Annotated in this window: 25 protein-coding genes; 12 read left to right on the forward strand and 13 right to left on the reverse strand. The window is 64.2% G+C overall.

What is annotated here, in order from left to right; all coding sequences use genetic code 11:
* The first annotated feature begins 11 nt into the window (after positions 1-11).
* The gene (locus ABEH27_RS15045; RefSeq protein ID WP_346614351.1) at positions 12-1526 is read left to right on the forward strand and encodes an MDR family MFS transporter; all 1515 of its coding nucleotides are present in this window, start codon (positions 12-14) and stop codon (positions 1524-1526) included.
* A 51-nt stretch (positions 1527-1577) separates the two neighbouring features.
* Here ABEH27_RS15045 and ttdB read toward each other — a convergent pair whose 3' ends face one another.
* The 3 genes from ttdB to ABEH27_RS15060 are packed head-to-tail and all read right to left on the reverse strand — an operon-like array spanning position 1578 to position 4493.
* Positions 1578-2186, reverse strand: a complete 609-nt coding sequence (ttdB, locus tag ABEH27_RS15050; protein ID WP_346614413.1) for a L(+)-tartrate dehydratase subunit beta — start codon at positions 2184-2186, stop codon at positions 1578-1580.
* 26 nt (positions 2187-2212) lie between these two features.
* On the reverse strand, positions 2213-3112 hold the full coding sequence (ttdA, locus tag ABEH27_RS15055; RefSeq protein WP_346614352.1) for a L(+)-tartrate dehydratase subunit alpha: 900 nt from the start codon (positions 3110-3112) through the stop codon (positions 2213-2215).
* 49 nt (positions 3113-3161) lie between these two features.
* Positions 3162-4493 (reverse strand): dicarboxylate/amino acid:cation symporter, encoded by a 1332-nt coding sequence (locus ABEH27_RS15060; protein ID WP_346614353.1) that lies wholly within the window; start codon positions 4491-4493, stop codon positions 3162-3164.
* 460 nt (positions 4494-4953) lie between these two features.
* On the opposite strand from ABEH27_RS15060, the gene ABEH27_RS15065 reads away from it, so the two are divergent.
* Genes ABEH27_RS15065 through ABEH27_RS15075 form a run of 3 tightly spaced genes read left to right on the forward strand, consistent with a single transcriptional unit; the run spans position 4954 to position 7517 of the window.
* On the forward strand, positions 4954-5946 hold the full coding sequence (locus ABEH27_RS15065) for an aliphatic sulfonate ABC transporter substrate-binding protein (RefSeq protein WP_346614354.1): 993 nt from the start codon (positions 4954-4956) through the stop codon (positions 5944-5946).
* Positions 5946-6764, forward strand: coding sequence for an ABC transporter permease (locus ABEH27_RS15070; protein ID WP_346614355.1), 819 nt, complete (start codon positions 5946-5948; stop codon positions 6762-6764). The genes ABEH27_RS15065 and ABEH27_RS15070 overlap by 1 nt, the downstream gene beginning before the upstream one ends.
* A gap of 3 nt (positions 6765-6767) precedes the next feature.
* On the forward strand, positions 6768-7517 hold the full coding sequence (locus ABEH27_RS15075; RefSeq protein ID WP_346614356.1) for an ABC transporter ATP-binding protein: 750 nt from the start codon (positions 6768-6770) through the stop codon (positions 7515-7517).
* Positions 7518-7530: 13 nt separating this feature from the next.
* Here the strand turns inward: ABEH27_RS15075 and ABEH27_RS15080 are convergent, their stop codons facing one another.
* The 4 genes from ABEH27_RS15080 to ABEH27_RS15095 are packed head-to-tail and all read right to left on the reverse strand — an operon-like array spanning position 7531 to position 11284.
* On the reverse strand, positions 7531-8331 hold the full coding sequence (locus ABEH27_RS15080; protein WP_346614357.1) for a TIM barrel protein: 801 nt from the start codon (positions 8329-8331) through the stop codon (positions 7531-7533).
* Positions 8328-9068 (reverse strand): SDR family NAD(P)-dependent oxidoreductase, encoded by a 741-nt coding sequence (locus tag ABEH27_RS15085; RefSeq protein ID WP_346614358.1) that lies wholly within the window; start codon positions 9066-9068, stop codon positions 8328-8330. Before ABEH27_RS15085 ends, ABEH27_RS15080 begins: the two co-directional genes overlap by 4 nt.
* The gene (locus tag ABEH27_RS15090) at positions 9065-10414 is read right to left on the reverse strand and encodes an MFS transporter (RefSeq protein ID WP_346614359.1); all 1350 of its coding nucleotides are present in this window, start codon (positions 10412-10414) and stop codon (positions 9065-9067) included. Before ABEH27_RS15090 ends, ABEH27_RS15085 begins: the two co-directional genes overlap by 4 nt.
* A 42-nt stretch (positions 10415-10456) precedes the next feature.
* Positions 10457-11284 (reverse strand): amidohydrolase family protein, encoded by an 828-nt coding sequence (locus tag ABEH27_RS15095; RefSeq protein ID WP_346614360.1) that lies wholly within the window; start codon positions 11282-11284, stop codon positions 10457-10459.
* A 146-nt stretch (positions 11285-11430) separates the two neighbouring features.
* On the opposite strand from ABEH27_RS15095, the gene ABEH27_RS15100 reads away from it, so the two are divergent.
* Positions 11431-12384 carry a LysR family transcriptional regulator gene (locus tag ABEH27_RS15100; RefSeq protein ID WP_346614361.1) on the forward strand — a complete coding sequence of 318 codons (954 nt, stop codon included), beginning with the start codon at positions 11431-11433 and terminating at the stop codon, positions 12382-12384.
* 96 nt (positions 12385-12480) lie between these two features.
* Positions 12481-13182, forward strand: a complete 702-nt coding sequence (locus ABEH27_RS15105; protein WP_346614362.1) for a DUF3053 domain-containing protein — start codon at positions 12481-12483, stop codon at positions 13180-13182.
* A gap of 62 nt (positions 13183-13244) precedes the next feature.
* Here ABEH27_RS15105 and ABEH27_RS15110 read toward each other — a convergent pair whose 3' ends face one another.
* Positions 13245-13724 (reverse strand): isochorismatase family protein, encoded by a 480-nt coding sequence (locus ABEH27_RS15110; RefSeq protein ID WP_346614363.1) that lies wholly within the window; start codon positions 13722-13724, stop codon positions 13245-13247.
* Positions 13725-13958: 234 nt separating this feature from the next.
* Here ABEH27_RS15110 and ABEH27_RS15115 point away from each other — a divergent pair, with 234 nt between their 5' ends.
* Positions 13959-14357: a hypothetical protein gene (locus ABEH27_RS15115; protein WP_346614364.1), complete on the forward strand. Its 399-nt coding sequence runs from the start codon at positions 13959-13961 to the stop codon at positions 14355-14357.
* On the opposite strand, the gene ABEH27_RS15120 is transcribed toward ABEH27_RS15115, so the two are convergent.
* On the reverse strand, positions 14345-15496 hold the full coding sequence (locus ABEH27_RS15120; RefSeq protein ID WP_346614365.1) for an MFS transporter: 1152 nt from the start codon (positions 15494-15496) through the stop codon (positions 14345-14347). The genes ABEH27_RS15115 and ABEH27_RS15120 overlap by 13 nt on opposite strands.
* A 232-nt stretch (positions 15497-15728) precedes the next feature.
* On the opposite strand from ABEH27_RS15120, the gene ABEH27_RS15125 reads away from it, so the two are divergent.
* A complete protein-coding gene (locus ABEH27_RS15125) occupies positions 15729-16367 on the forward strand; it encodes a TetR family transcriptional regulator C-terminal domain-containing protein (protein ID WP_346614366.1) in 639 nt (212 codons plus the stop codon).
* 168 nt (positions 16368-16535) lie between these two features.
* On the opposite strand, the gene ABEH27_RS15130 is transcribed toward ABEH27_RS15125, so the two are convergent.
* Genes ABEH27_RS15130 through ABEH27_RS15140 form a run of 3 tightly spaced genes read right to left on the reverse strand, consistent with a single transcriptional unit; the run spans position 16536 to position 18626 of the window.
* Complete coding sequence (locus ABEH27_RS15130) at positions 16536-17270, reverse strand: putative DNA-binding domain-containing protein (protein ID WP_346614367.1); 735 nt, start codon at positions 17268-17270, stop codon at positions 16536-16538.
* Positions 17263-18108, reverse strand: coding sequence for a DUF692 domain-containing protein (locus tag ABEH27_RS15135; RefSeq protein WP_346614368.1), 846 nt, complete (start codon positions 18106-18108; stop codon positions 17263-17265). The genes ABEH27_RS15130 and ABEH27_RS15135 overlap by 8 nt, the downstream gene beginning before the upstream one ends.
* 53 nt (positions 18109-18161) lie before the next feature.
* The gene (locus tag ABEH27_RS15140; protein ID WP_346614369.1) at positions 18162-18626 is read right to left on the reverse strand and encodes a hypothetical protein; all 465 of its coding nucleotides are present in this window, start codon (positions 18624-18626) and stop codon (positions 18162-18164) included.
* A gap of 354 nt (positions 18627-18980) precedes the next feature.
* Between ABEH27_RS15140 and ABEH27_RS15145 the strand changes: the two genes are divergently transcribed.
* Both ABEH27_RS15145 and ABEH27_RS15150 read left to right on the forward strand, forming a co-directional pair.
* Positions 18981-20318: an aromatic acid/H+ symport family MFS transporter gene (locus tag ABEH27_RS15145; protein ID WP_346614370.1), complete on the forward strand. Its 1338-nt coding sequence runs from the start codon at positions 18981-18983 to the stop codon at positions 20316-20318.
* A 22-nt stretch (positions 20319-20340) separates the two neighbouring features.
* Positions 20341-21603 (forward strand): gallate dioxygenase, encoded by a 1263-nt coding sequence (locus ABEH27_RS15150; protein ID WP_346614371.1) that lies wholly within the window; start codon positions 20341-20343, stop codon positions 21601-21603.
* Here the strand turns inward: ABEH27_RS15150 and ABEH27_RS15155 are convergent.
* Positions 21545-22780, reverse strand: a complete 1236-nt coding sequence (locus ABEH27_RS15155; protein WP_346614372.1) for a LysR family transcriptional regulator — start codon at positions 22778-22780, stop codon at positions 21545-21547. The genes ABEH27_RS15150 and ABEH27_RS15155 overlap by 59 nt on opposite strands.
* A 151-nt stretch (positions 22781-22931) precedes the next feature.
* Between ABEH27_RS15155 and galB the strand changes: the two genes are divergently transcribed.
* Together galB and ABEH27_RS15165 are read left to right on the forward strand one after the other, a co-directional pair.
* Entirely contained in the window at positions 22932-23666 is a 735-nt protein-coding gene (gene galB, locus ABEH27_RS15160) for a 4-oxalmesaconate hydratase (protein ID WP_346614373.1), read from the forward strand.
* Positions 23663-24379: a 4-carboxy-4-hydroxy-2-oxoadipate aldolase/oxaloacetate decarboxylase gene (locus ABEH27_RS15165; RefSeq protein WP_346614374.1), complete on the forward strand. Its 717-nt coding sequence runs from the start codon at positions 23663-23665 to the stop codon at positions 24377-24379. The genes galB and ABEH27_RS15165 overlap by 4 nt, the downstream gene beginning before the upstream one ends.
* The last annotated feature ends 2 nt before the right edge of the window (positions 24380-24381 follow it).

Raw genomic sequence — 24381 nt, forward strand, 5'->3', positions numbered from 1 at the left:
AAGGCGGCCCCATGCAACCGACCGCAGGCAACACCCCCGCGCTGGCCGAACCGCAGGCGCAGGCCTCCATCCCTTTGCTGCTCGGCGCGCTGATGCTGGTGATGTTCCTCGCCGCGCTCGACCAGACCATCGTGTCCACGGCGCTGCCCACCATCGTCAGTGACCTCGGTGGGCTACGCTGGCTGTCGTGGGTGGTCACGGCATACTTGCTGGCCTCCACCGTGGTGGTGCCGCTGTATGGCAAGTTTGGTGACCTGTATGGCCGCAAGCGGGTGTTGCAGATCGCAATCGCCCTATTCCTGCTGGGCTCGGCACTGTGCGGGCTGGCGCAGAACATGAGCCAGTTGATCCTGTTCCGTGCCTTGCAAGGCCTGGGCGGTGGCGGGCTGATGGTGGTTGCCATGGCCGCCATCGGCGATGTCATCCCACCGGCCGAGCGTGGCCGCTACCAAGGCCTGTTCGGCGGCGTGTTCGGCCTGGCGACCGTCGTCGGGCCGCTGATTGGCGGTTTTCTGGTCGAGCACCTGTCCTGGCACTGGATCTTCTTCATCAACCTGCCGCTGGGGCTGCTGGCGGTGGTGGTCATCGGCAGTGTGTTCCGCCCGCATGTCGCACCGGTCAAGCACGTGGTCGACTACATCGGCGCGTTCTTTCTGACCGTGCTGCTGGGCGCACTGGTGCTGATCACCAGCCTGGGTGGCAGCCTGTTGCCATGGGCCTCGCTCGATGTGCTGTGCCTGGCGTTGTTCGCCGTGATCGGCCTGGTCGGTTTCGTCTTCGAACAGCGACGGGCCGCCGAGCCGATCATGCCGCTGCACCTGTTCCGCCACCGCACCTTCGTGCTCGCCGGGCTGATCGGCTTGATCGTCGGTGTGTCGCTGTTCGGTTCGGTGACCTTCCTGCCGCTGTACATGCAGGTAGTCAAGGAGGTTTCACCGACCAGCGCCGGCCTGCAGATGCTGCCGCTGATGGGCGGTTTGCTGGTGGTGTCGGCCATTACCGGGCGGCTGATCAGCCGTTGGGGGCGCTACCGCCTCTTCCCGATCGTCGGCACCTTGCTCCAGGTGATCGCCCTCGGCCTGCTGAGCCGGCTGGAGCTGGATACGCCGATGTGGCAGATGAACCTGTACATGGGCTTACTGGGCGCAGGGCTGGGCATGGTGATGCAGGTGTTGATCCTGGCCGTGCAAAACAGCGTCGAACGGCGCCACATGGGCGTGGCGACATCAGGCGCCACGCTGTTCCGCTCCATTGGCGGCTCGGTTGGCGTATCGGTGTTCGGCGCGTTGTTCTCGCGTGCCTTGCTGGATGGGCTGCCCGGCGACTTCGCCGCCAATGCCGGTGGGGCCGCCAGCCTGTCGCCAACGGCGGTGCACGCCTTGGCGGCGCCCCTGCAGCAGGCGTACCTGCAGGCGTTTTCCGGGGCCATGCATGGGGTGTTTCTGGTGGCAGCGGTGGTGACCTGTGTGGCGTTCGGGTTGTCGTGGTTGCTGCGCGAGGTGCCGTTGCGTACGGCTCAGGGGTGAGGTCGTCGTTGACGGCCCATCGCCGGCAAGCCGGCGATGGGGCCACCACAGTCACTTAATGAACCGCACCTGGCTGTTGATCTTCTCGATCACCGCCCCCTTGCGTTCATTGAAGCGCGCCTTGTTCTGCTCGAACAGGTTATTGCCCTTTGTATCGATGGAGATGATCAACGGCCCGAACTCACGCACCCGGTTGACCCACAAGGTTTCCGGCATACCCAGGTCCTGCCATTCCGCCCGTTCGATCTCCTCCACCTGGGTGGCCGCAAGCACCGCACAACCGCCCGGGAACACCGCATGCACGGCCTTGTTCTCCAGGCAGCCGGTGGTGGTTTCCGGGCCCATGCCGCCTTTGCCGACGATCAGTTTCACGCCGGTTTCTTCGATGAACTGCTTCTCGAACTTTTCCATGCGCATGCTGGTGGTCGGCCCGATGGACACCATCTCGAAGCTGCCATCGTCCTTCTTGCGCACGATCGGCCCGGCGTGGAAGATCGCCCCGCCGCGCAGGTCTACCGGCAGCTCGCGCTTGAGCTCGATCAGGCGGCGATGGGCCACGTCGCGGCAGGTGACCAGCTGGCCGGTCAGGTAGACCACATCGCCAACGTTGAGGTCGGCCAGGTCTTCGTCTTTGATCGGCGTGCTGAGGATCTTTTTCACAGCGCCTTTGTTCACAGTGGTCGGGTTCACAGGACTACACCTTCGTGCGAGAGGATGTCATAGGAGAGGTCGGCGTTGATGCGGATCTTGCCGCGGCGGTGCGCCCAGCAACCGGTGGAAACAGCCACGCCGATGGTCGAAGGGTGGCGCGCCGAGGACTCGATGTTCACGCCCATGACGCTGCTGTTGCCGGTCAGCCCCTGCGGGCCGATGCCGATTTCGTTGAGGCCGTCTTCCAGCAGCTTTTCCATCATCGCCGCGCTCTCGTTGGGGTGGCTGGAGTCGACCGGGCGCAGGATGGCCCGCTTGGACAGGCGTGCAGCGGTTTCCACCGAGGTCGACACCCCGACACCGACCAGCAGCGGCGGGCAGGCGTTGACGCCGCGCGAGGTGATCACGTCGAACACGAACTCGGTCACGCCTTCGTAGCCCTGGCCCGGCATCAGTACCTTGGCCGACCCTGGCAAGGTGCAGCCGCCACCGGCCATGTAGACGTCGACGATGGCATGGTCGGCGTCGGGGATGATTTCCCAGTCCAGCCACGGGATCTTCGAGCCGGTGTTGGTACCGGTGTTCTTCTCGATGAAGGTCTCCACCGCGTTGTGGCGCAGGGGGCCCTTGATGGTCGCCTCGCGCGTGGCGTTTTCCAGAATGCCTTCAAGCTCGCCCAGCAACGGGAACCGCGCGCCGGCCGAGATGAAGTACTGGATCACACCGGTGTCCTGGCAACTGGGACGGTCCAGTTTGTCTGCGTATTCCTGGTTGTCGGCCATCGAGTCGTACACCGCGATGGCCAGCGGGTTGGTTTCGGCGGCGCGCAGCTTGGCGGTCTTTTCCTTGACGTCCTTGGGCAGGCGCTTGCCGATGTAGGCGGTGAACTTGGCCATCACGTCGGTCAGCGATGACACGGCTGTTTCTTTATCCACGGGTTATCTCCTCAGGGCATTGCAAGGCGGGTCGTTCTAGTTGTTGGGCTCAGGCGCGGGTGGGGGTCGTCGCAGCCTGTACTACGGGGGTGGGCAACGTGCTTTTGTCGGCCTCCGGCTCGGCCTGGCCATCCAGCACCTGCGCCATGCGGGTGCTGTCCAGCGCGCCGACCCACTTGGCGATGGCCATGGTGCCGACCGCGTTACCGATGGTGTTGGTGATGGCGCGGGCTTCGGACATGAAGCGGTCGACGCCCAGCAGCAGGACCATGCCGGCCACGGGAATGTTGTCCATGGTCGCCAGGGTGGCGGCCAAGGTAATGAAACCCGAGCCGGTGACGCCCGCCGAGCCCTTGGAGGTGAGCAGCAGCACGCCCAGTACGATCAGTTGGTCCATCAAGGTCAGCGGCGTGTTGGTAGCCTGGGCGATGAAAATGGCCGCCATGGTGTAGTAGATGCACTGGCCATCGGGGTTGAAGGTCAGGCCAGACGGGATCACCAGGCCCACCACGGGCTTGGATACACCCACCTTCTCCAGCTTGTTCATCAACTGCGGCACCACCGACTCGGACGAACTGGTGCCCAGCACGGTGAACAGCTCTTCACGCAGGTACTTGAGGAATTTCCACAGGCTGAAGCCCGACAGGCGCGCGATGGTGCCCAGAATGATCACCACGAACAGGAAGCACGTCAGGTACATGGTCGCCATCAGCTTGCCCAGCGATACGATCGACCCCAGGCCATACTTGCCCACGGTGAAGGCCATGGCGCCACAGGCCGCCAGTGGCGCGACGCGCATGACCAGGCCGACGATGTAGAACATGCCGTGGGAAAACGACTCGAGCACATCGACCACCGGCTTGCCGCGCTCGCCCAGGTTGGCCAGCGCGATGCCCAGCAGGGTCGAGAACAGCAGGATCTGCAAGATTTCATTCTTGGCGAACGCGTCGACCACGCTGCCGGGGATCACATGCAGAAGAAAATCGGTGAACCCGCCCGAACCATTGGCCGCAGCGGCCGTGTAGCTGGAGATGGCCTGGGCGTCGAGGGTGGCAGGGTCGACGTTCATGCCCTGCCCTGGCTGCACCAGGTTGACCACCACCAGGCCCAGCACCAGGGCGAAGGTCGACAGCACTTCGAAGTAGATCAACGCCCGCACACCGACGCGGCCGAGTTCCTTCATGTTCTCCATCTTGGCGATGCCCAGCACCACCGTGGCGAAGATGATCGGCGCGAAGACCATCTTGATCAGCTTGATGAACGCATCACCCAGCGGTTTCATGTCGGCACCGACCTGCGGCCAGAACACGCCGACCAGGATGCCCAGCGTCACGCCTATCAGCACTTGTACGTACAGTTTGCCTATCAATCGCTTGGCCATTGCCGTCTCCGAATTATTGTTGTGGTCGGATGAATGTGGCGGCTGGGCCAACGGCTGCGTGCAGGCAGGACGCGCGTTAGCCCAGGTAACGTGTGGTTGTCACGTGGGCTAACGGTAAGGGGTTTTCTGCAGTGCGGTAATACAGTTGGATTCACCTCATTAGTTACCTGAGGTTAACAGTCGACCGAGCCTTGAAGGCAGGCACTGTCTGCCAGGCAACAGCAGATCAGCAGAATGCCCCGCACCGCACAGGCTGCCGGCCGCCTGCGCTCTTGTGTCAGCGATTTACAGGCATAGACGCATGGGGCAGTAAGCCACTGCCTGCACCCATGTTCGCGGGTTAATCCGCGCCCGCGGCCGCCCGGCAAACCCATTGATGCAGGTGGGCGAGCGGCTCAATGGCCATATGGCATGCACCCTGCAATCGAGTGGTCACACCTTCATTCGACTGGACCCTGCAATGCGCCTGACCCACCTGGCCCTCGCCCTCCCCCGCAGCCTCAAGACGTTGACTAGCGCAGGCTTGCTAGCGCTCATCTGCAACCCGGCCGCCTACGCCGAAACTGCGCCCAAGGAAGTGCGCCTGGACTACGCCTATTACTCCCCCGTGAGCCTGGTGCTGAAGCATTTCGGCTGGGTGGAAAAAGCCCTGCCCGAAGCCAAGGTCAGCTGGGTGTTCAGCCAGGGCAGCAACCGCTCGCTGGAATACCTCAACAGCGGCGGCGCCGACTTTGGCTCGTCCGCGAGCCTCTCGGCCGTGCTGGCCCGCGCCAACGGTAGCCCGATCAAGTCGGTGTACGTCTACAGCCGCGCCGAATGGACCGCCCTGGTGGTCGCCAAGGACTCAGCCCTCCAGGGCATCGAAGACCTCAAAGGCAAGAAGATCGCCGCCACCAAAGGCACCGACCCGTACCTGTTCACCCTGCGCGCCCTGGAAAAAGCCGGCTTGAAAAAAGACGACGTCGAATTGCTGCACCTGCAGCACCCGGACGGCCGCACCGCGCTGGAGAAAGGCGACGTCGACGCCTGGGCCGGCCTCGACCCGCACATGGCCGCCAGCGAACTGCAGGCCGGTTCACGTCTGCTGTACCGCAACAAGGACTTCAACAGTTATGGCGTGGTCAGCGTGACCGAGACGTTTGCCAAACAGCATCCACAGACCATAGCCAAAGTGATAAAGGCGTACGAACAAGCCCGCCACTGGGCGGTCGCGCATCCGGAAGAGTTCGCCAAGTTGCTGGCTGAAGAGTCCAAGCTACCGCTGGATGTGGCCAAGCTGCAGCTGTCGCGCACCGACCTTTCCACCCCGCAACTGAGCGCCCAGGATGTCGCCGCGTCCAAGGCTGCCGCGCCGATTCTGGTTTCAGAAGAACTGGTCAAGCGTGGCGTGGACGTCAATGACGTCATCGATCAGCTGATCGACCCTTCCTTCGGCAAAGCCAGTATCGAGTGATGAGTAGCCACAGCAACCTGCTCGCCGCAGGCACCGCTCAGCCACGGCAATGGCCGCGCCGCCTCAAAGGCCTGGCGCTGCCGGTGGCGATCATTCTGCTGCTGGAAGCCGTGGTGCGCCTGGGCTGGATCGCCGCCTACCAGATGCCTGCGCCCAGCGAGGTCGCGCAAACCCTGTTGCAGCTCGCCGACGGTGCGCTATGGAAACACATCGGTGCCAGCCTCTCGCGGGTACTGGCAGGTTTCGCCATCGGTGCCCTGCTCGGCTTGCTGTTCGCCGCCTGGGTGGGCCTGAGCCGCGAGGCCGAAGCGTGGCTGGAGCCGACCTTCGCCAGCCTGCGGGCTATCCCCAGCCTGGCTTGGGTGCCGCTGTTGCTACTGTGGCTGGGCATTGGTGAAACCTCCAAGATCACCCTGATCGCCATCGGCGCGTTCTTCCCGGTCTACCTCAATGGCGTGGCGGCGATCCGTAACATTGACCGCAAGTTGGTGGAGGTGGCGCGCATGTATGGCTTCAGCCCGCTGCGCCTGGCCCGGCGGGTGCTGCTCCCAGCCGCCATCCCCGGGGTATTCACCGGGCTGCGCAGCGCGCTGAGCCTGAGCTGGATGTTCCTGGTAGCGGCTGAACTGATCGCTGCCACCCGCGGGCTGGGGTACCTGCTCAGTGATGGACGGGAAACCTCTCGGCCCGATCTGGTGCTGGCCGCGATCATTGTCCTGGCGCTACTTGGCAAGCTCAGCGACGGGCTGCTGGCCGGGCTGGAGAAACGCTGGCTGGCCTGGCGCGATACTTTCGATGGCACCGACACAAAGGCTTGAACCATGAATCAACCCTTGCGCATTCATCAAACCGCTCCGGGCAAAGCGCCGTTGCTCGACCTGCAGGTTGAACACAAAGCATTCGGCGACACGCCCGTGCTCGGCAAGATCGACCTGCAACTGCACCCGGGCGAAATCGTCAGCCTGCTGGGCCCCAGTGGCTGCGGCAAAAGCACCCTGTTGCGGTTGGTGGCGCAGCTGGACCAGCGCTTCGTCGGCCATTTGCAGCGGCGCCCTGAGCAAGTCGGTTTCGTGTTCCAGGAGCCCAGGCTGATGCCGTGGCTGAATGTGGCCGACAACATTGGCTTCAGCGAAGACAAAGGCTACGACCGCACCCGCGTGGCCGCGCTGATCGAAGAAGTGGGCCTTGCCGGTTTTGCCGATGCGCTGCCCAAGGCCTTGTCGGGCGGCATGGCCCAGCGCGTTGCCATCGCGCGCGGCCTGTATGGCCAGCCGCAGCTGTTGTTGCTGGATGAGCCGTTCAGCGCGGTAGATGCGTTTACCCGCTTCAAGCTTCAGGACTTGTTGCTGGAACTGGCCCGACGGCACGGGATTGCCTTGCTGGTGGTGACCCATGATGTGGATGAGGCGCTGTACCTGAGCGACCGGGTGCTGGTCATCAGCAACCGCCCAGGCACAGTGTGCCGGGAGTTGCAGGTTGGCCTGGGGTATCCGCGCGAGCGTCGCGATGATCGGCTGGCGCGGTTGCGCAACGAGGCATTGGAGGCGTTGCACCGTGCTCGGGTGATCTGATCTGCCGCAGACGTCAGTGCAGGCGGCTACCCTCCAGGCAACTGCGTGTGGCGCCATACGCCTGCTGAAGACGGTGTTCACGTTGAAGCCCTGACGAAGGCGTCTCCACACTCACCGCCACATCCACCGGCAACGCCTCCAGCAACGCCAGCAACGGCAGTTGCCCTTGCCCCGGCAACAGCCGCCCTTCACGGGCCTCCTGGATGATCAGTGCTTCAACCGGTGCCTGCAGCGGTGCATCGCACAGTTGAACGGCCCGCAGGTAATGCGGGTCCACCTGGGCAATCGCTGCCACGTCCCCACCCGATCGGAACAGGTGCAGCGCATCCACCAGCACCGCGCTGTTGCCCTGCCCGGCGGCCGTCAACACGGCCAGCGCTTGCTGCAACGTCGCCACCGGCCGCCAGCGCATGAACTCGAGGTCCACGCGCAGGCCATGCACCTTGGCCCGTTCACACAGCGCCGCGAAGTTGTGCGCAAGCCGCACGTTGTCGTGGTCATCGCCGGAAACGGTGAGGCTCACCGCTCCCAGCTCGGCACCGGCCGCCAGCAACGCTTCGCATTCGGCAATGCGCACCTGCGGCGTCAGCGAGACGAACTCGATGTCGGCAACGCTGACGCCCTCACCCGCCATCACCGCCTTCAGCTCACGGAGCGCTTCGCTGCCCACGGCCAGCGGGTATGCCTGCGCCCCCGGCATCACCGGGTGCAGGCGCAGGCCCACCGAGCTGAAGCCGGCGCGGCCGGCCTCACGCACCAGGGCCTGCGGGGCAAGGTCCAGCGCTGTCAGGTGGGCAACCCCCAGCGGCCTCAATAGGTCGCCCTCCCGCCACTGAGGTCGAACACAAAGCCCGTGGTGAAGCTGCATTCCGGCCCGGCGATCCAGGCCACCATGTTGGCGATCTCTTGCGCCTTGAGGAAGCGCCCCATGGGGATCTTGGCCTTGCTCGCGGCAATGTGCTCGGCGGTCATTTCGGCCATCAGTGGGGTTTCGACCATGGCTGGCGCGATGCAGTTGAGCAGCACGCCATCCTGCGCCAGCTCTTTGGCTGCGGCCTTGGTGAAGGCAATCACACCCGCCTTTGCAGCGGAGTACCCCGAGATGAACTGCACACCGTCCTTGCCTGCCATCGAGGCGATATTGACGATACGCCCATAGCCACGCTCGCGCATGTGCGGGATGGCGGTGCGGCAGCAGTAGAAGACGCCATTCAGGTCGATGGCCATGACCTTGTCCCAGGCTTCTGGCGGGTACTCCCAGGACGGCACTACCGGGCCATTGATGCCGGCATTGTTGACCAGGATCTGCACCGGCCCCACACGCTCCAGCACGTCAGCGAACGCTGCCTCGACCGAGGCCAGCGAGGCGACATCCACAGCCTGGCGCAGCACCGGCTCGAAGCCACTCCCTGCGCTGTCCCAACCGTCGACCGCGAGGTCCCAGATCACCACCTGGGCGCCTGCGGCATGCAAGCGTTGGGCGATGGCCAGGCCGATGCCGCGCATGCCGCCGGTGACGATTGCAGTTTGCCCTTGCAGGGATTGGCTCATTGTTCAGCTCCTTTTTCGACACAGGGAATATCCGGCAGGCGACGCAGGTCGCGCACCATGAACAGGTAGCACAGCGCCCCGAGCGCCGTGATCGAAGACACGAAGACCAGCGCCCAGACAAACGAGCCAGTGGCGCTGACGATCAGGCCGATGGTCAGCGGGGTGACGATGCCAGCGGCGTTGGCGAACAGGTTGAACAAGCCGCCACTCAAGCCCAGCAGGCCCTTGGGCGCGATGTCGGACACGATCATCCAGGCCAGCGCCGACATGCCCTGGGCGAAATACGCCACGCAGAGGATGGCGATCACCAGCACGTCGGACTCGACATAGTTGGCAAGGACGATCACCGAAGCGGTCAGCAGGCCGGCAATCACCGGTAGCTTGCGCGCCACGTTCAGCGAGTAGCCGCGGCGCAACAGCGCATCGGACAGCCAGCCGCCCACCAGCGTACCCAGCGAGGCGGCAATAAAGGGCAGTACGGCAACCCAACCGACCTTCAGCCATGGCATGTGCCGCTCGGTCACCAGGTAAGTCGGGAACCAGGTGAGGAAAAACACGTTGGTCGAGTTGCAGGCGAACTGCCCCAGGCAGATGCCGAGCATGTTGCGGTGCTTGAGCAGCGCCGGGATCTGCGACCAGCGGAACACCGTGGCCTTCTGCCCGCCATCGACCACGCCACCGCCGGCGGCGATATAGTCCAGTTCGGCCTGGTTGGCTGTCTTGGACTGGTGCGGCTCGTGGTACTTGCGCCACCACACCAGGCCGTACAGCACCCCCATCACGCCGACCGCCATCAACAGAAAACGCCAGCCATAGGCGTGCAGCACCCAGAACAGCAGCGGCGTGAGGAACGCCAGGCCCGTGTACTCGGCAAAGGTGTAAATGCCGGTCGCCCTGGCGCGCTCGCTTTGCGGGAACCAGGTCGCCACCACGCGGCTGTTGGTGGGGAAGCACGGCGCTTCGGTCACACCCACCAGAAAGCGCATGCCCAGCAAGGACAAAAACCCCTGGGCCAAACCCTGCAGGCCGGTGAACAGCGACCACAGGGTCAGGGCCAGCCAGTAGGTCAGTTTGGTGCCGAGCTTGTCGATCAGGATGCCGCCGGGAATTTGCGCAGCCGCATACGTCCACGAAAACGCCGAAAAAATCAGGCCCATCATCGCCGCGTTCAGGCCCAGGTCGGCGCTGATGCTCGGGGCAGCAATGCCCATCACGCTGCGGTCAAGGTAGTTGATCATGGTGCCGCCAGAAATCAGCGCCAGGATCATGAAGCGGGTGCGGGTGCGTTGTTGCAGGCGGGCGGGCGTGTCGAACACCCCGGCGCCGATAGGCTGATCAGCGTTCATGACGGTTGCTCTCTTGTTATTGGAATGGCAAATGCGCAGGCGTCAGGCGAAGCCGAACAGGCGCCTGGGGGTGTCCCACATGATGGTGCGGCGCAGGTGCGGGTCCGGCATCAAACGTTCGGCCAGCTTCAGCAAGGGGCCGTAATCCACCCGCGTGCGCTGGCGAATGAACGGCCAGTCGGAGCCCCACACGCAGGCCTGCGGGCCGAAGGCGTTGATCAGCTCATGCACGTAGGCGCGGCTCTGCTCGTGCAGGGCATCGGCAGCGGCGAACTTCTGCATGCCTGATAGCTTCACGCAGACCCGCCCATGCCGGGCGAGCCTGAGCAAGGCCTGGAAACCGGCCTGATGAATACCGGCAGCCGCGTCCGGGCGCCCGCAGTGGTCGATCAGTACTCGCACCGCGCTGCGCTCGATCAGGCCGAGCAGTTCGAGCAACTGGTCTTCGCAGACCTGCACCTGGGCAAACAGGCCAAGCTCGGCCAGCTTGCCGAACAGCGGCTCGACGTCTCGCAGGCTGGCCACGCCATACAACGCTGGGTTGAATGCCACGCCGACCACGCCCTGCTCACGCAGCGCGGCCAGTTGTTCAAGGCTGATCTGGCGGTCGACCACCGCCACGCCCCGGAAGCGCCCCTGGCCGCTGGCCAGGGCGTGCAACAGGCAACGGTTGTCGGTGTGGTAGCCACTGTTGGGGCCCACCAGCAAGGCATGGCGCACGCCATAGGCGTCCATCACCTGGTTGAACTGCTCCAGCGGCGCAACCTCCTGCCCCGAGGGGGCATAGGGGGCATCGGGGTGATACGCAAAGCGTGCAGGGTCAAACAAATGGTTATGGCAATCGATCTTCGGTTCGTCAAAGATGTTCAAAGGCGGCTCCTTCAAGCGCCACTGCGCTTGCCTGCAGATCTTGTTATTGTTCGCCACCAGGGCGATTTGCCTAGGCTCAAGATACTGCGGGCGCCGCCACGGCGCTCATACACAGATGGCCAAGACCATAACCGAAGGTAATACTCATGCTCCCCGGCCAAGCAGGCGCCGACGCCAGCAACATGGTGTTCAAATTGCGCCATATGGAAGTGTTCCGTGCCGTCATGCTGACCGGCTCGATCAGTGCCGCGGCAAAAATGCTGTATGTCTCGCAACCGGCGGTGAGCAAGCTGATTGGCTACATCGAGGGGCGCCTGGCTTACCGCCTGTTCGAGCGCATCAACAACCGCCTGGTGCCCACCGCCGAGGCGCAGATCCTGTTCCGTGAGGTCGAGCGGGTGTACCAGGCGGCTCTGCAGGTCAATGAGACCGCGCTGTCGCTGGCCTCCGGTACCCACCGCAAGCTGCGCATCTCCTGCAGCGCGTCGTTGTCGACGGTGGTCATACCGATTGCCCTGGCGCAGCTCAAGCGTGAGGCGCCAGCGCTGCACATCGAATGGCAGACCTCATTGATGGGCGAGATGCCCAACCAGATCCTGTCGAAAAAGGTCGACCTGTCGATCGCCGCCCTGCCGGTGGTCCACGATCACCTGCACTCGCAGGCCTTCATGCGGGGGCGCATGGTGGCGGTAATGCCCGCCTCCCACGCGCTGGCCCAGCAACCCTCACTGGCCTTGCAACAGCTGGAGGGCCAGGCGCTGTTGCTGTTCCGCCCGGACATGCCGTTCGGCAAGCTGCTGGCGGATGAAATTGCCCAGCGCGGGTTGCAACTGGATTCGTTGCTGTCGTTCACCAATGCCAACGAAGCCGTGGCGCTGGTCAAGCAAGGCATGGGCATTACCCTGATCGACGAGTTCGTCGCACAGGACAGCGGCCTCGCCGTGGTGCCGCTGGCCGAGGAGATTCATTTCGATATCAGCTTCGTCTACTCGCGCTTCGAGCCACCGTCGCAGGCGGCGCTGCACCTGATGCGGGTGCTGTACGCACAAGCCCAGAAGCTTGGGCGCGGCATCGCGGGTTTCGAGCTGCCTATGGCCTAGTGTTGGATCCCAACGCAGAAACCACTATTCTTCTCCCGCCACGCCGTGCGCGATGCCCGGGTGGCGCGTACCTTATCCTTCAGGAGATTCACCGACATGAATGTCACGTTCCGCCCCCGCTGGCTGCTTGCCCTCGCCCTGCCCCTCGCCCTCGCCGCCTGCGGTGACAACGAACCCAAACAACGCACTGCGTTCAGCGAGTTCCTGCAAACCCGTATCGTCGATAAGCCAGGCGTTCACGTGCCCAAGCTGACCCCGGACGAAACCCAGGCGTTTGGCCCCTACACCGAGCACTACGCGGTCATCACTGACTTCAACGGCGCCATGGATGCCGCCGTCAAACCGCTGGGCAACCTGTTGCAAAAAGGCGCAGTGCGCTCGTTGAATGATGTCACCGCGCGCCGTGACGACATCAAGGCGGTGCAGACCGGCCTCAATGACATGGGTACCCAACTGCAGGCGCAAAAAGCCAAGGCAGACAGCGCCCACGCCCAGCTCAAGCAGCCAGAAGACCTCAAGGTGGTGTACGACAAGGCCTTCGAGCGTACCGTCAGCGTTCCGGCCGATACCTTCCTGGCCGTACTGCCGCAGATCAGCGGCACCCTCGACAGCAGCCTGAAAATCGCCGACTACGTGGACGCGAACAAGGCAAAGATCGACATCAACGGCGCGATCGTGAAGGTTTCAGACCCGAAAGTTCAAGCCGAGCTGAATGCCATGCTGGCGGACCTGAACACCCAGGCCAAAACAGTGCAACAGGCACAAACACAGCTGAAAACCGTGATGCTTGGCCGCTAAAAACCGGGCAAGGCAATCTGCCCCTGCCGGTCACTGAGTCAGTGACCGGCGCGCAGCAGCAGTCAGCTGGCGAGTTCGGCCAGCACCTCGGCGCGGGTGGTGACATTGCCGAAGTGGTGCTTCCACAACTCGATGCCCATCTTGCCTGAGCGATCGAGGGAAGAGCCCACCGTCAAGTCGGTGATCAACGTGGGCGTCAGCCCCGCATCGAACAGCGCGAAGCCTGCGGCCAGCACGCAGGTTTCGGTCTGCAGCCCGCAGACCAGCACGCGCTCGACGCCCAGCTGGCGGATGTACTCAAGGGTCTCGGCAGTCTGCCCATAACCGTGTTTGATGAACACCTTGTCGGCTTCGACCAGGCTCTCATCCTCAGCGGCAGGGTGCCAGCCCAGCTGCCGCTCGAAAGGCGTCACCTGCTCGTCATGCAATTCGACCGAGGCGATGGTCGGGATCGTCGCGGACAACGCACGCACGCCATCGACCAGCCACTCCGGCGGGCTGAAGGTGGACTGGACATCGACGATTAACAAGACCTGCCGCATGAACTTCTCCCGGGCGCTGGCAAAGGCGCCAAGTATACCGTTCCCGGCGTGCATTGAGGGCATTGCGGCAGCCGCCGCCATGCCAGCCTTGCCATTTAAGTAACGGTTTTCCCGAACTTTTTCCGCTTTGCTGGTCTATGTGATCAGGCACATGCAGTGCGCCAGGCAGCCTTCAGGCTGGCCCGCGAACGCATGGCCCAACGCCCCAATATCCAGCAGAGGTTGTCTTCGCTCATGAAAATCCATGTCCCCCGGATAGTGCTCCTCGGCCTGTTCGCGTTCGCGGCAATGGGCTCGGCATCCGCTACACCGATGAAGGCGCCAACGCCTGTTCATACCTTCGACGCCATGCCTGTGCAAGCCCATGCCGAGGGTGCCGACAACCCCTGGCCGAGCCTGGCGAGCGTGGCTGCACAGCAGCCCGCCACGCTATTGGCGCATGATGACCGTTACCGCCACGACGGCTACCGGCATGACCGTCGCGACGACTGGCGCCGCGAAAACTGGCGCCGTGAACAATGGCGCCGCGAGCAGGCGCGGCGCGAAGCCGAACGCCGCCGCGAATGGCAGCGCCACCATGACCGGGCCGCGCACCACCGCTACGAGGCCGACCACCACTACTACCGCCGCTGAGCGAAGCTACGCCCTGCCCAACCACAACCCAGTGCCGTCATGCTGAGCATCAGCGCAGCAACGGCATACACCCACAGTGGCGCGAAATTCGGTAGCAACAGCCCGGCCAGGATCGGGCCCAGCCCGGCACCGATATCGCGCCACACTGCATTGCCCGCCAGGGCCTGGATACGCCCCTCGGGGTAGCGGCCGGCCACCAGCGTGACTACCAACGGCAGCTGCAAGGCGCGCAGCACCAACACGAAGAATGCTCCGACAAACAGCCAGTGGCTGCCAAACAGCAGCAGCGCCACGGCGGTCGCCAGCGACAGCACCACCAGCATGCGCAATGCGCCGAAGCGGTCGGCCAAGCGACCACCCAGGGGGCTGAAGAGCATCTCGCTCAGGTAACGCACCGCCATCAGCACACCCGCCGCCAACACGCCATTACTCCCCAGGTGGGTCTGCGCATACAGCGACAAGCCAAAGATGAACAACCCGTCAAGCGCCACACCTTCGACGAACGACCAGGTGGCGATGCTGTCAGGCAGGCGCAGCCGTCGGCCACGGTTGGGCAGGATTTCGTGAGGCTTGGCGGGCAAGGCGCGGGCGGCCCACAGGCTGCACAAGCAACTGCCGCACAATACCAGGAATACGCTGCGCGGCCCCCAGGCCTGGGCCATCAGCGCCGCCAGCGGCAAGGCCAGCATCGGCCCGATGGAGATGATTGCCCGCGAGCGCCCGGCGCGCCGCGCGGCACCTTCGGCCTGCGCGGTGGCCAGGGTTTGCGTGCTGAGGTTGAAGGTGGCGAAACACAGGCCCCAGGTCAGGCGCAGCACCAGCAGCGCGGCAAAACCCGACACGGTAGCGTAACCCAGTGCGCAGGTTGCCGCCGCCACTGCCGCGACCGTGCAGGCGGCGCGATCACCCTGGCGGGCATAGAAGCGCAGCACCCAGCCATAGCCGATGATGCGCACCAGGCGGTTGGCGGCCAGCAAAATGCCCGCCTCTACCAGGGTGACGCCGAAATTGCCTGCGTACATGGGCAGCAGCAGGTACAGCACCACATCGCTGGGCAAACACAGGCCGAGCACCTGGGCAGAATGGCGCGAATCGCGATCGGCGAGTTTCAGTGGGGCCTGCACGGCAGCTGACGACATGGCGATCTCGGCAACGACAGAAGGCCCGCAGGATAACCCAGCCAGCGTGGCGCAATACAGGCGCAAACAGCCTGCATGCGCAATCCGTGCAAGAGCGGGTTTACCCGCGATCACCACGGCGCTGGCCCAGTCCACCGTGGCCAGCCGCCGGCTTGTGTAACCCTTGTGCAGACTACCGCTGTATAGTTTTGTATATTTCGGTATTCTTCTCAGGTGCATTGCCGTGTACATCATGCCGTTCGATCTGCCACGTAAAACGCCCAACGCACCCGAGGCGCCCCAAGCCGACCCGGTACGCAGGGTCATCCTGAACGCCGCCAGCGAGGCGTTCGCCCAACAGGGCTATGCCGCAACCAAGCTGTCGGTCATCGCTGCCCTGGCCAGCTTGCCCAGGTCCAACGTGCTGTACTACTTCAAGTCCAAGGCCAACCTCTATCACGGGGTGCTGGAAGACATCGCACCCGGCTACCTGCAAGCTTGCGCGCCCTTTCAGCACGACGACGAGCCGCTGCAGGCGCTTAGCCGCACGGTCACCTCGATGATTCACCTGTTCGAAGGGCGGCCATTCGCCTCGAAGGTGCTGCTGCAGGAGCTCAAGGAAGGCGGCCGGCGTATTCCCGGTGATTTCCTCGAACGCTGGGCCAGCCAGGCGCGGGAAAATACCGCGCATATACGCCAGTGGATCGGCAGCGGGCAATTGGCGCCGGTGAACCCGGAGCATGTGCTGCCATCGGTGTGGGCCATGGCGCAGTCATGCGTCAACATGGGCTGGCATGCCGCCGGTGGCCCCAGGCCGGGCATCGATTACCACGCCGCCACCGCTTCCTCCGTGCGCTTGCTGCTCAATGGCCTGGCGCCCGCCACTCCCTGACCGAGCATACGGCCTCAATCAATCCAGGCCTGCGACTGTAGCGCCCCGCACTCGAGCCCATTGGCCGCCTGCGGACAGCACAAATTCTTGTAGGAGCGGGCTTGCCCGCGATCCAGGGCCAAGCCCTGGCCAACCACCGCGGTGACTGCTTCGCGGGCAAGCCCGCGCCTACAACGCTGTGCCCAGCACCACGCCTTCTGATTTGAGGCCGACCAACAGCGCTAGGCCGTGAGCTTCGATGAAGTCCGGCGCTACGCCACTGTGTTCTGCCAATGCTGCAAAGTGCTCGCGGCCACTGAGCGGCTGCTGTTGCAACGACACCAGTAACGCGTGGGCCAGCGGCGCCAAGCGGGAGAAGTGCACCTTGTGGTCGGCGCCTCGACGGGCCAGCAACCGTGTGGGTTCGATGGGTGCCTGTAGAGGAATGGTGCCCGGCCCAATTTGGCTGACCGGCCAAACGTAGGCCAGCGGCAGCGCCAGGCTGGACAGCAACGGTACCCCCTCGAGCAGGTCACCGGCGGGGTCATGCGCAGGTTCGGTATTCTCGCCGAGCAACAACACCGTCTCGATCCACTCGTAATGGGCCAGTTCAGCCACCCAGCCCGGCAGATCCTCCCTGGTTTGCAGGTAGTCGACCAGCTCGCCAGCCACCTCGGTGAACAACGGTGTCTGGCAGCGGTGGCTGGCGTAGAAATCTTCGGTTAGCGCCTGCCATTGCTCGGCGGCGAGGGTCGCATGCAGCACCGGAAAGCTGCCTGCCAGCAACGACTTCATGTTGCCAAAGAACAGCTGCCGATAAACCGCCAGCCGCCGTTCCTCAATGCCTGGCGGCGGCGCGTTGGCCTGCGGGTCGCGGATGAAGCGGGCCATGCGCAGCTGCTGCTCGCGCAATGTCTCAGCCATGGCGCACCTCTGGCGTTTGCGCGGCAGTTTGCAGGTCGCGGATGTAATCTACCTCAATGAGCAACTCAGGCAGCGGTGGCAGGTTGAAGTCACGCTCCAGCACGGTCGGTACGCTCCCCAAATGCTGGTAGGCGCCGGCCAGCAGGCGCCAGACATCAGCCTTGACGCTTGCGCCGTGGGTATCGATCTTCAGGTCCGGCGCTTCGTCGTAATGCCCGGCCACGTGCAGGCAAACCACCCGCTCGGCCGGCACCGCGGCGAGGAAGTCGGCAGCGTCATAACGGTGGTTGCAGGCATTGACGATCACATTGTTGATGTCCAGCAGCAGGTCGCAGTCGGCCTCGTCGAGGACCGCGCGGAGGAAGTCGATTTCGCTCATTGCCTGGTAGGGCGCTGCGTAGTAGGCGATGTTTTCCACTGCGATGCGCCGGCCAAGGGCATCCTGCACCTCACGAATGCGCGCGGCCGTGTGGCGCACCGCTTCGTCGGTGAAGGGCATGGGGATCAGGTCGTAGAGGTGACCGTCATCGGCGCAATAGCTCAGGTGTTCGCTGAACAGCGGTACGTTGTACCGGTCAAGAAAAACGCGAATCTGCCGCACAAAGGCATGGTCCAGCGGCGCGGGGCCGCCGAGTGACAGCGAAAGGCCGTGGCAGGCCAGCGGATAGCGCTCGGCCAGGCGTGCCAAGCCCTCGCTATAAGTGCCGCCAACGCCGATCCAGTTATCGGGGGCACATTCGAGGAAGTCCACGGCACCCGTGCTCATGGTCAGCAATTCAGGCAACAGCGCACGACGCAGGCCAAGGCCGGCACCTTGCAGGGAAAGGGAACGACTCATGGCGTACTCCTGGAGGCAAAGCACCCTCCCCGCTGGGAGGGTGCCGGTGACGGTCAGTTCCTGGCCTGGCTCAACTTGCTGTACAGATCGGAAGGGAACGGCTTGCCGTTTGCGTCGAACTGGTGCTTGCGGAACTGATAGACCTCAGCCTCGGACAGGTAGCCGTCGTGATTGGCATCGATAGCATCGAACTCCGCGTTGGCCCCCGGCGCCACCGCCAGCAGCTCGGCGCGCGATACCTGGCCGTCGTGGTCGGCATCGGTGCGGGCGAACGAGGCATCACCGCACTTGCCTTCGCCGCATTTACCCTCGGCCTGGGTGGCTTTGCCCTTGGCGCCGCTGGCGCCGCACTTGCCCTCGCCACACTTGCCCTCGCCGGCCTTTTCAGCGGCGGCGAGCTGGTAGCCCTGGGGCAACGCTTCGACAGCAAAGGCCGATGCGGCCAGGTTCATACCGCCAACCAGGGCAATGCTCAGCAGGCCAAGGCGGGTCTTGTTGGGGCGCTGGATACGGGTCATGGGGTTTCTCCATCAGGTGATGCCACAAGGGCGCAAGAGCCAGAACAAGCAGCGGTTCGGGCTGTTCGTTCGGGTTGGCCCATTTAGCCGTCGGCATGTATCCGTGGCGTATCCACAGCGGCAGGGATTTGTAAGCGAGTGGCCGAAGCACGCGCCTTGATACACAGTGATACATGCTTCCTGCCGACCTCATAACCAAATTCGATCCCTTATTAAGGATTTCCCAGCGGCGCTGCTGCCCCTCCAGCGATTAGAGTCTGCCCACGTCGTAACCCGGCGGGTGATTTCTGGCGACCTGCCCTGCGCTTTGTCCACAGAAATCGTCACCACTACAACAATAATCGGTGAACGCGCATGCACACGCCCAGCGTCGATGTAAAAGAGTGGATCGATAGCCGTCCCATCACTCACTACCAACGGTTGATACTGATTCTTTGTTTCTTGATCGTGCTGTTCGACGGCTTCGATGTCGCCGTCATGGGCTTCATCGCGCCTTCATTGATGCAGGACTGGGGCTTGTCACGTGCAGCCTTCGGCCCGGTGATGAGCGCTGGCATGGTCGGCCTTGCCATCGGCGCCATCACCGCCGGCCCGTATGCTGACCGCCTGGGCCGCAAGAACATCCTGCTGCTGGCAGTAAGCGGTTTCAGCGTGCTCAGCCTGGCCTGCGCGTTTGCCCGCAACCCCTATGAACTGGCAGCGCTGCGCTTGCTCACCGGCGTAGCGCTAGGTGCGGCAATGCCCAACTGCACGACGTTGCTTTCAGAGTTTCTGCCTGAGCGCAGCCGCGCGCTGCTGATCACCCTGATGTTCACCGGCTTCAACATGGGGTCGGGCCTGGGGGGCTTTCTGGCCGCCTGGTTGATCCCGCATCAAGGCTGGCATTCGGTGCTGCTGGTGGGCGGCCTGCTGCCAATGGCGCTGCTGCCATTGCTGTGCTGGCTGCTGCCTGAGTCACCCCGCTATCTGGCGGCGCAGGCTGCACCGGCCAAACAGGTCGCAGCCATTCTCAACCGCCTCGGCGGCCAGTTCACCGCGACCACTCGCTTTATCGTCAGCGAAGCCGCCACCCAAGCCAAAGCGCCTGTGCGCCAGCTGTTCAGCGGGCATTATCGCCTCGGCACCCTGACCCTGTGGGCGACCTACTTCATGGGCTTGCTGGTGATCTACCTGACCATGGGCTGGTTGCCGACCCTGCTGCGTGATGGCGGCCAGAGCATTGAACGCGCCGCGACCATCACCGGCCTGTTCCAACTGGCGGGCACCGCGGGCGCATTGGTGGTCGGCTGGGCCATGGACCGGCGCAACCCTAACCGGGTGATCGCCACCGCCTACGCACTCGGCGGGCTGTGCATCGTTTCGCTCGGTGCGTACGGCCTGGAGTCGAGCCTGCTGGCCGTTGGCGTCGCCGCTGCGGGCTTTTGCATGAGCGGCGCGCAAACCGGCCTGAACGCCTTCGCGCCGGGTTACTACCCCACGGCGTGTCGCGCCACAGGTGTAAGCTGGATGCTCGGCATCGGCCGCTTCGGCGCCATCTTCGGTTCACTTATCGGCGGCGCCGTGCTCAGTCTGGGCCTGGGCTTGCCATTGTTATTCATCGCCCTTGGCCTGCCGGCGTTCGTCGCAGCCTTGGCAATCCTGGCCAACGGTTATGCCCGGCAACGTGTGCTGCCGGTCACGGCCGTGCGGTAAACCTGAAACAGAGGACTTTTCAATGGCGCGTATCATCGGTGGCCTTGCCGTCTCCCATACCCCCACCATCGGCTTCGCGGTCGACCATGACAAACAGCAGGAAGCCGCCTGGGCGCCGATCTTCGAGAGCTTCGAACCGATCCGTGGCTGGTTGCAGGCGCAGCAGCCCGACGTGCTGTTCTATATCTTCAACGACCACGTCACCTCGTTCTTCTTCGACCACTACAGCGCCTTCACCCTGGGCGTCGACAGCCAGTATGCAGTGGCCGACGAAGGCGGCAACCCCCGCGACCTGCCCGCCGTGGGTGGGCATGCGGCGCTGTCCCGGCACATCGGCGAGAGCCTGATGGCCGACGAATTCGACATGAGTTTCTTCCGCGACAAGCCGCTGGACCATGGCTTTTTCTCGCCGATGTCGGCATTGCTGCCCTGCGACGAAGGCTGGCCGGTGCAGATCGTGCCGCTGCAAGTGGGCGTGCTGCAACTGCCGATCCCCACTGCGCGGCGTTGCTACAAGCTTGGCCAGGCCTTGCGCCGGGCCATCGAAAGCTACCCCGACGACCTCAAGGTCGCGATCGTCGCCACCGGCGGCGTTTCGCACCAGGTGCACGGGGAACGCTGCGGCTTCAACAACCCGCAATGGGACGCCCAGTTCATCGACTTGCTGGTCGATGACCCCCAGCGCCTGACCGAAATGACCCTGGCCGAATACGCCACCCTCGGCGGCATGGAAGGCGCCGAGGTCATCACCTGGCTGATCATGCGCGGGGCGCTGTCGTCTTCGGTCAACCGCCTGCACCAGGGCTACTACCTGCCGTCGATGACCGGCATCGCCACCCTGCTGCTGGAAAACCGCGACCAGGGCCTGCCTGCGCCAGTCAATGAACGCCACCGCCAGCACATGCGTCATCAATTGGCAGGCGCGGAGAAACTCGAGGGCACGTACCCTTACACCCTGGAGCGCAGCGCCAAAGGTTACGCACTGAACAAATGCCTGCACCGCCTGATCGAGCCACAGTGGCGCCAGCGCTTTCTCGCCGAGCCCGAGGCGCTTTATGAAGAGTCCGGGCTGACCGAAGAAGAACGCGACCTGCTGCGCCGCCGCGACTGGCGTGGGCTGATCCACTACGGCGTGATTTTCTTCGTGCTGGAAAAACTCGGCGCGGTGCTGGGCGTGTCCAACCTGGACATCTACGCGGCCATGCGTGGCCAGAGTACCGAGGACTTCATGAAGACCCGCAATCAACAGGTGCGTTATTCGGTAGCGGGCAAGCCTGCCCGATAACCTCGCGAATGCAGGCCATCAGGGCTGCCGCTGCCGGCGAGTGCAGGCAGCCGTTGCGGTAGGTCAGGCCGATGTCCCGGGTGGTGCCGGGCAGCGGCAATGGCAGGCGCCGCAGCTCGTCGCTGGCAATCTCATGCGCCAGCTGGTGCGCGGATACCGCTGCCAGCATGTCCGAGTGCAACAGCAGCCCCCTGATGATCGCAAGGTCTGCGCTCTCCACCACCGGGCGCGGCGCGGGCAGTTGTTCGGCGGCAAAGCAGGCGTCCAGCAGATGCCGCGCAGGCGACCCAGCCCGCGGCAACACCCAGCGCGCCTGGCGCACATCGGCCAGCGTAACCGGCGCCCTGAACAGCGGGTGTTCTTGCCGGGCCAGCACGACCAGCTCCTCGGTGATCAACCGCTCACCGGCCAGGTCGCTGGCGTAACCGTGCGCGCGCAGCGCCCCTAGCACGAAGTCGACATCCCCCGCCCGCAGCTCGGTAGCAAGCAAGTCGAACGGGCTTTCGTTGGTGATCACCCGCACCTGCGGGTGGGCATCGATCAAACGGATAATCGCCTCAGGCAGGATGCGCGAGCGACCCAGCGGTAGCGCGCCCACGTGCACGACGCCTTGCACGGTGCCACGCATGGCGCTCAGGTCGCTGTCGATATGGCGCAGCTCGTTCAGCGCGCGGCGGATCGGCACCAGGATGTCCTGGCTGACCCGCGTGGGCTGCAACCCACGCGGGGTGCGCTCGAACAGCGGCTTGCCGCACCCGCCTTCCAACACCTTCAGCGCCGAACTCACCGCCGGCTGGCTGAGCCCGAAGTGGCTGGCCACTGTCTGCATGTGCCGCGCCTGGCAAAGCTTCACGAACACCTCCAGGCGCCGCGCCTGGAACAGGTACAGCGGCTCCAGGGCAGTGTCCGCACCGAGCAGGCGCGGTACCGCACCCAGTTCGGCCAGCACACGGCGGGCGCGTGGCAACACACAGGCGCCAAAGTCGGACAGGCGCATGCCATTGGCATGGCGCTCGAACAGGGGCGCCTGCAGGCGCTTTTCCAGTTCGGCGATGGCGCGGGTGACTACTGACTGCGCACGAAACAGCAACTCGGACGCCTTGGACACGCTGCCCACATCCGCCACGCGAACGAATGCGCGCACCTGCATGAGGTTAGGTAGGTCGGTGTCGATCATCGTGTCTTCTGCCAGGCCTTGGTAACAGCTGCGACTATGCACCGCTTGAACACAACAATAAACAAAAAGCATACCCCGACTACTGGAACGCATTAGTCCAGGCCCAACGCCGATGCCATCCTGCGTACACCCCTTGCAGGAGCCAACTCTAATGAATGCATCACCCAAAACCGCCCTCGTGGTCAGTGCTCATTCCGCCGATTTCGTCTGGCGGGCCGGCGGCGCCATCGCCCTGCATGCCGAGCAAGGCCATCACGTGCACGTGGTCTGCCTGTCCTTCGGTGAGCGTGGTGAGTCGGCCAAGCTGTGGCGCAAAGGCGAGATGACCGAGCACAAGGTCAAGGCCGCACGCCGCGATGAGGCACTGGCCGCCGCTGAAATCCTCGGCGCCAGCGTGGAGTTTTTCGACATCGGCGATTACCCGATGCGCGCCGACAAGGACACCTTGTTCCGCCTGGCTGACGTGTTCCGCAAGGTTCAACCGGCCTTCGTGCTCAGCCACTCGCTTAAAGACCCCTACAACTATGATCACCCGCTGGCCATGAACCTGGCCCAGGAAGCGCGCATCATCGCCCAGGCAGAGGGCTACAAGCCTGGCGAACGCATTGTCGGCGCGCCACCGGTCTACGCCTTCGAGCCGCACCAGCCGGAGCAGTGCGAATGGCGCCCCGATACCTTCCTCGATATCACCCCGGTGTGGGGCAAGAAGTACGCCGCCATCCAGTGCATGGCCGGCCAGGAGCACCTGTGGGAGTACTACACCCGCGTCGCCCTGCAACGCGGTGTGCAGGCCAAGCGTAATGTCGGCATCACCAGTGCGCGCAACATCGTCTACGCCGAAGGCTTCCAGAGCGTCTTCCCGCGGGTAGCGGAGCAACTGGCATGAGCGGGCTGATCGGCAAGACCGGCATCGTGGTACGTAATATCAACCGCGCCCCCACGGGCCTGATCGACACGCTGGGCAGCCTGGGTGTTGCCACCGTGCATGAGGCCCAGGGCCGCAAAGGCCTGTTCAACGCCGGGCTGCGCCCCATCCAGCAGGGTGTCGCGGTGGCGGGTAGCGCAGTAACGGTGCTGGTCGCACCGGGCGACAACTGGATGTTCCACGTTGCCGTCGAGCAGTGCCGGCCCGGTGACGTGCTGGTGGTGGCGCCGAGCTCGCCGTGCAGCGACGGTTACTTCGGCGACCTGCTGGCAACCTCGCTCAAGGCCCGGGGCGTGCGCGGCCTGGTTATCGACGCCGGCGTGCGTGACAGCCAGACCCTTCGCGAGATGGGCTTTGCCGTCTGGTCCAACGCCATCAGCGCGCAAGGCACGGTGAAAGAAGTCCTCGGGTCGGTGAACCTGCCCGTGCTATGCGCCGGGCAGCTGGTCAATGCCGGCGATATCATCGTCGCCGACGACGATGGAGTGGTCGTGGTCCGCCATGAACAAGCCGGCGCCGTGCTGGACGCCGCCAGCCAGCGCGCCGCCCTGGAAGAGCGCAAGCGCCAGCGCCTGGCCGCCGGTGAGCTTGGCCTGGACATCTACGACATGCGCCAACGCCTGGCCGACAAGGGCCTGCGCTACGTCGACCAGCTCGCCGACCTGGAAGGCTGAAC

The sequence above is a fragment of the Pseudomonas sp. P39-UII1 genome, assembly GCF_039672635.1.
In the GTDB taxonomy this organism is placed as follows: Bacteria; Pseudomonadota; Gammaproteobacteria; order Pseudomonadales; family Pseudomonadaceae; genus Aquipseudomonas.

What these genes read in the sequence shown, in the direction of transcription:
- ABEH27_RS15045 (WP_346614351.1), top strand. Translation starts at nt 12, where the DNA reads ATGCAACCGACCGCAGGCAACACCCCCGCGCTGGCCGAACCGCAGGCG.
- ABEH27_RS15060 (WP_346614353.1), bottom strand. Translation starts at nt 4,493, where the DNA reads ATGGCCAAGCGATTGATAGGCAAACTGTACGTACAAGTGCTGATAGGC.
- ABEH27_RS15065 (WP_346614354.1), top strand. Translation starts at nt 4,954, where the DNA reads ATGCGCCTGACCCACCTGGCCCTCGCCCTCCCCCGCAGCCTCAAGACG.
- ABEH27_RS15070 (WP_346614355.1), top strand. Translation starts at nt 5,946, where the DNA reads ATGAGTAGCCACAGCAACCTGCTCGCCGCAGGCACCGCTCAGCCACGG.
- ABEH27_RS15075 (WP_346614356.1), top strand. Translation starts at nt 6,768, where the DNA reads ATGAATCAACCCTTGCGCATTCATCAAACCGCTCCGGGCAAAGCGCCG.
- ABEH27_RS15085 (WP_346614358.1), bottom strand. Translation starts at nt 9,068, where the DNA reads ATGAGCCAATCCCTGCAAGGGCAAACTGCAATCGTCACCGGCGGCATG.
- ABEH27_RS15090 (WP_346614359.1), bottom strand. Translation starts at nt 10,414, where the DNA reads ATGAACGCTGATCAGCCTATCGGCGCCGGGGTGTTCGACACGCCCGCC.
- ABEH27_RS15100 (WP_346614361.1), top strand. Translation starts at nt 11,431, where the DNA reads ATGCTCCCCGGCCAAGCAGGCGCCGACGCCAGCAACATGGTGTTCAAA.
- ABEH27_RS15105 (WP_346614362.1), top strand. Translation starts at nt 12,481, where the DNA reads ATGAATGTCACGTTCCGCCCCCGCTGGCTGCTTGCCCTCGCCCTGCCC.
- ABEH27_RS15110 (WP_346614363.1), bottom strand. Translation starts at nt 13,724, where the DNA reads ATGCGGCAGGTCTTGTTAATCGTCGATGTCCAGTCCACCTTCAGCCCG.
- ABEH27_RS15115 (WP_346614364.1), top strand. Translation starts at nt 13,959, where the DNA reads ATGAAAATCCATGTCCCCCGGATAGTGCTCCTCGGCCTGTTCGCGTTC.
- ABEH27_RS15120 (WP_346614365.1), bottom strand. Translation starts at nt 15,496, where the DNA reads ATGTCGTCAGCTGCCGTGCAGGCCCCACTGAAACTCGCCGATCGCGAT.
- ABEH27_RS15125 (WP_346614366.1), top strand. Translation starts at nt 15,729, where the DNA reads ATGCCGTTCGATCTGCCACGTAAAACGCCCAACGCACCCGAGGCGCCC.
- ABEH27_RS15130 (WP_346614367.1), bottom strand. Translation starts at nt 17,270, where the DNA reads ATGGCTGAGACATTGCGCGAGCAGCAGCTGCGCATGGCCCGCTTCATC.
- ABEH27_RS15135 (WP_346614368.1), bottom strand. Translation starts at nt 18,108, where the DNA reads ATGAGTCGTTCCCTTTCCCTGCAAGGTGCCGGCCTTGGCCTGCGTCGT.
- ABEH27_RS15140 (WP_346614369.1), bottom strand. Translation starts at nt 18,626, where the DNA reads ATGACCCGTATCCAGCGCCCCAACAAGACCCGCCTTGGCCTGCTGAGC.
- ABEH27_RS15145 (WP_346614370.1), top strand. Translation starts at nt 18,981, where the DNA reads ATGCACACGCCCAGCGTCGATGTAAAAGAGTGGATCGATAGCCGTCCC.
- ABEH27_RS15150 (WP_346614371.1), top strand. Translation starts at nt 20,341, where the DNA reads ATGGCGCGTATCATCGGTGGCCTTGCCGTCTCCCATACCCCCACCATC.
- ABEH27_RS15155 (WP_346614372.1), bottom strand. Translation starts at nt 22,780, where the DNA reads ATGATCGACACCGACCTACCTAACCTCATGCAGGTGCGCGCATTCGTT.
- galB (WP_346614373.1), top strand. Translation starts at nt 22,932, where the DNA reads ATGAATGCATCACCCAAAACCGCCCTCGTGGTCAGTGCTCATTCCGCC.
- ABEH27_RS15165 (WP_346614374.1), top strand. Translation starts at nt 23,663, where the DNA reads ATGAGCGGGCTGATCGGCAAGACCGGCATCGTGGTACGTAATATCAAC.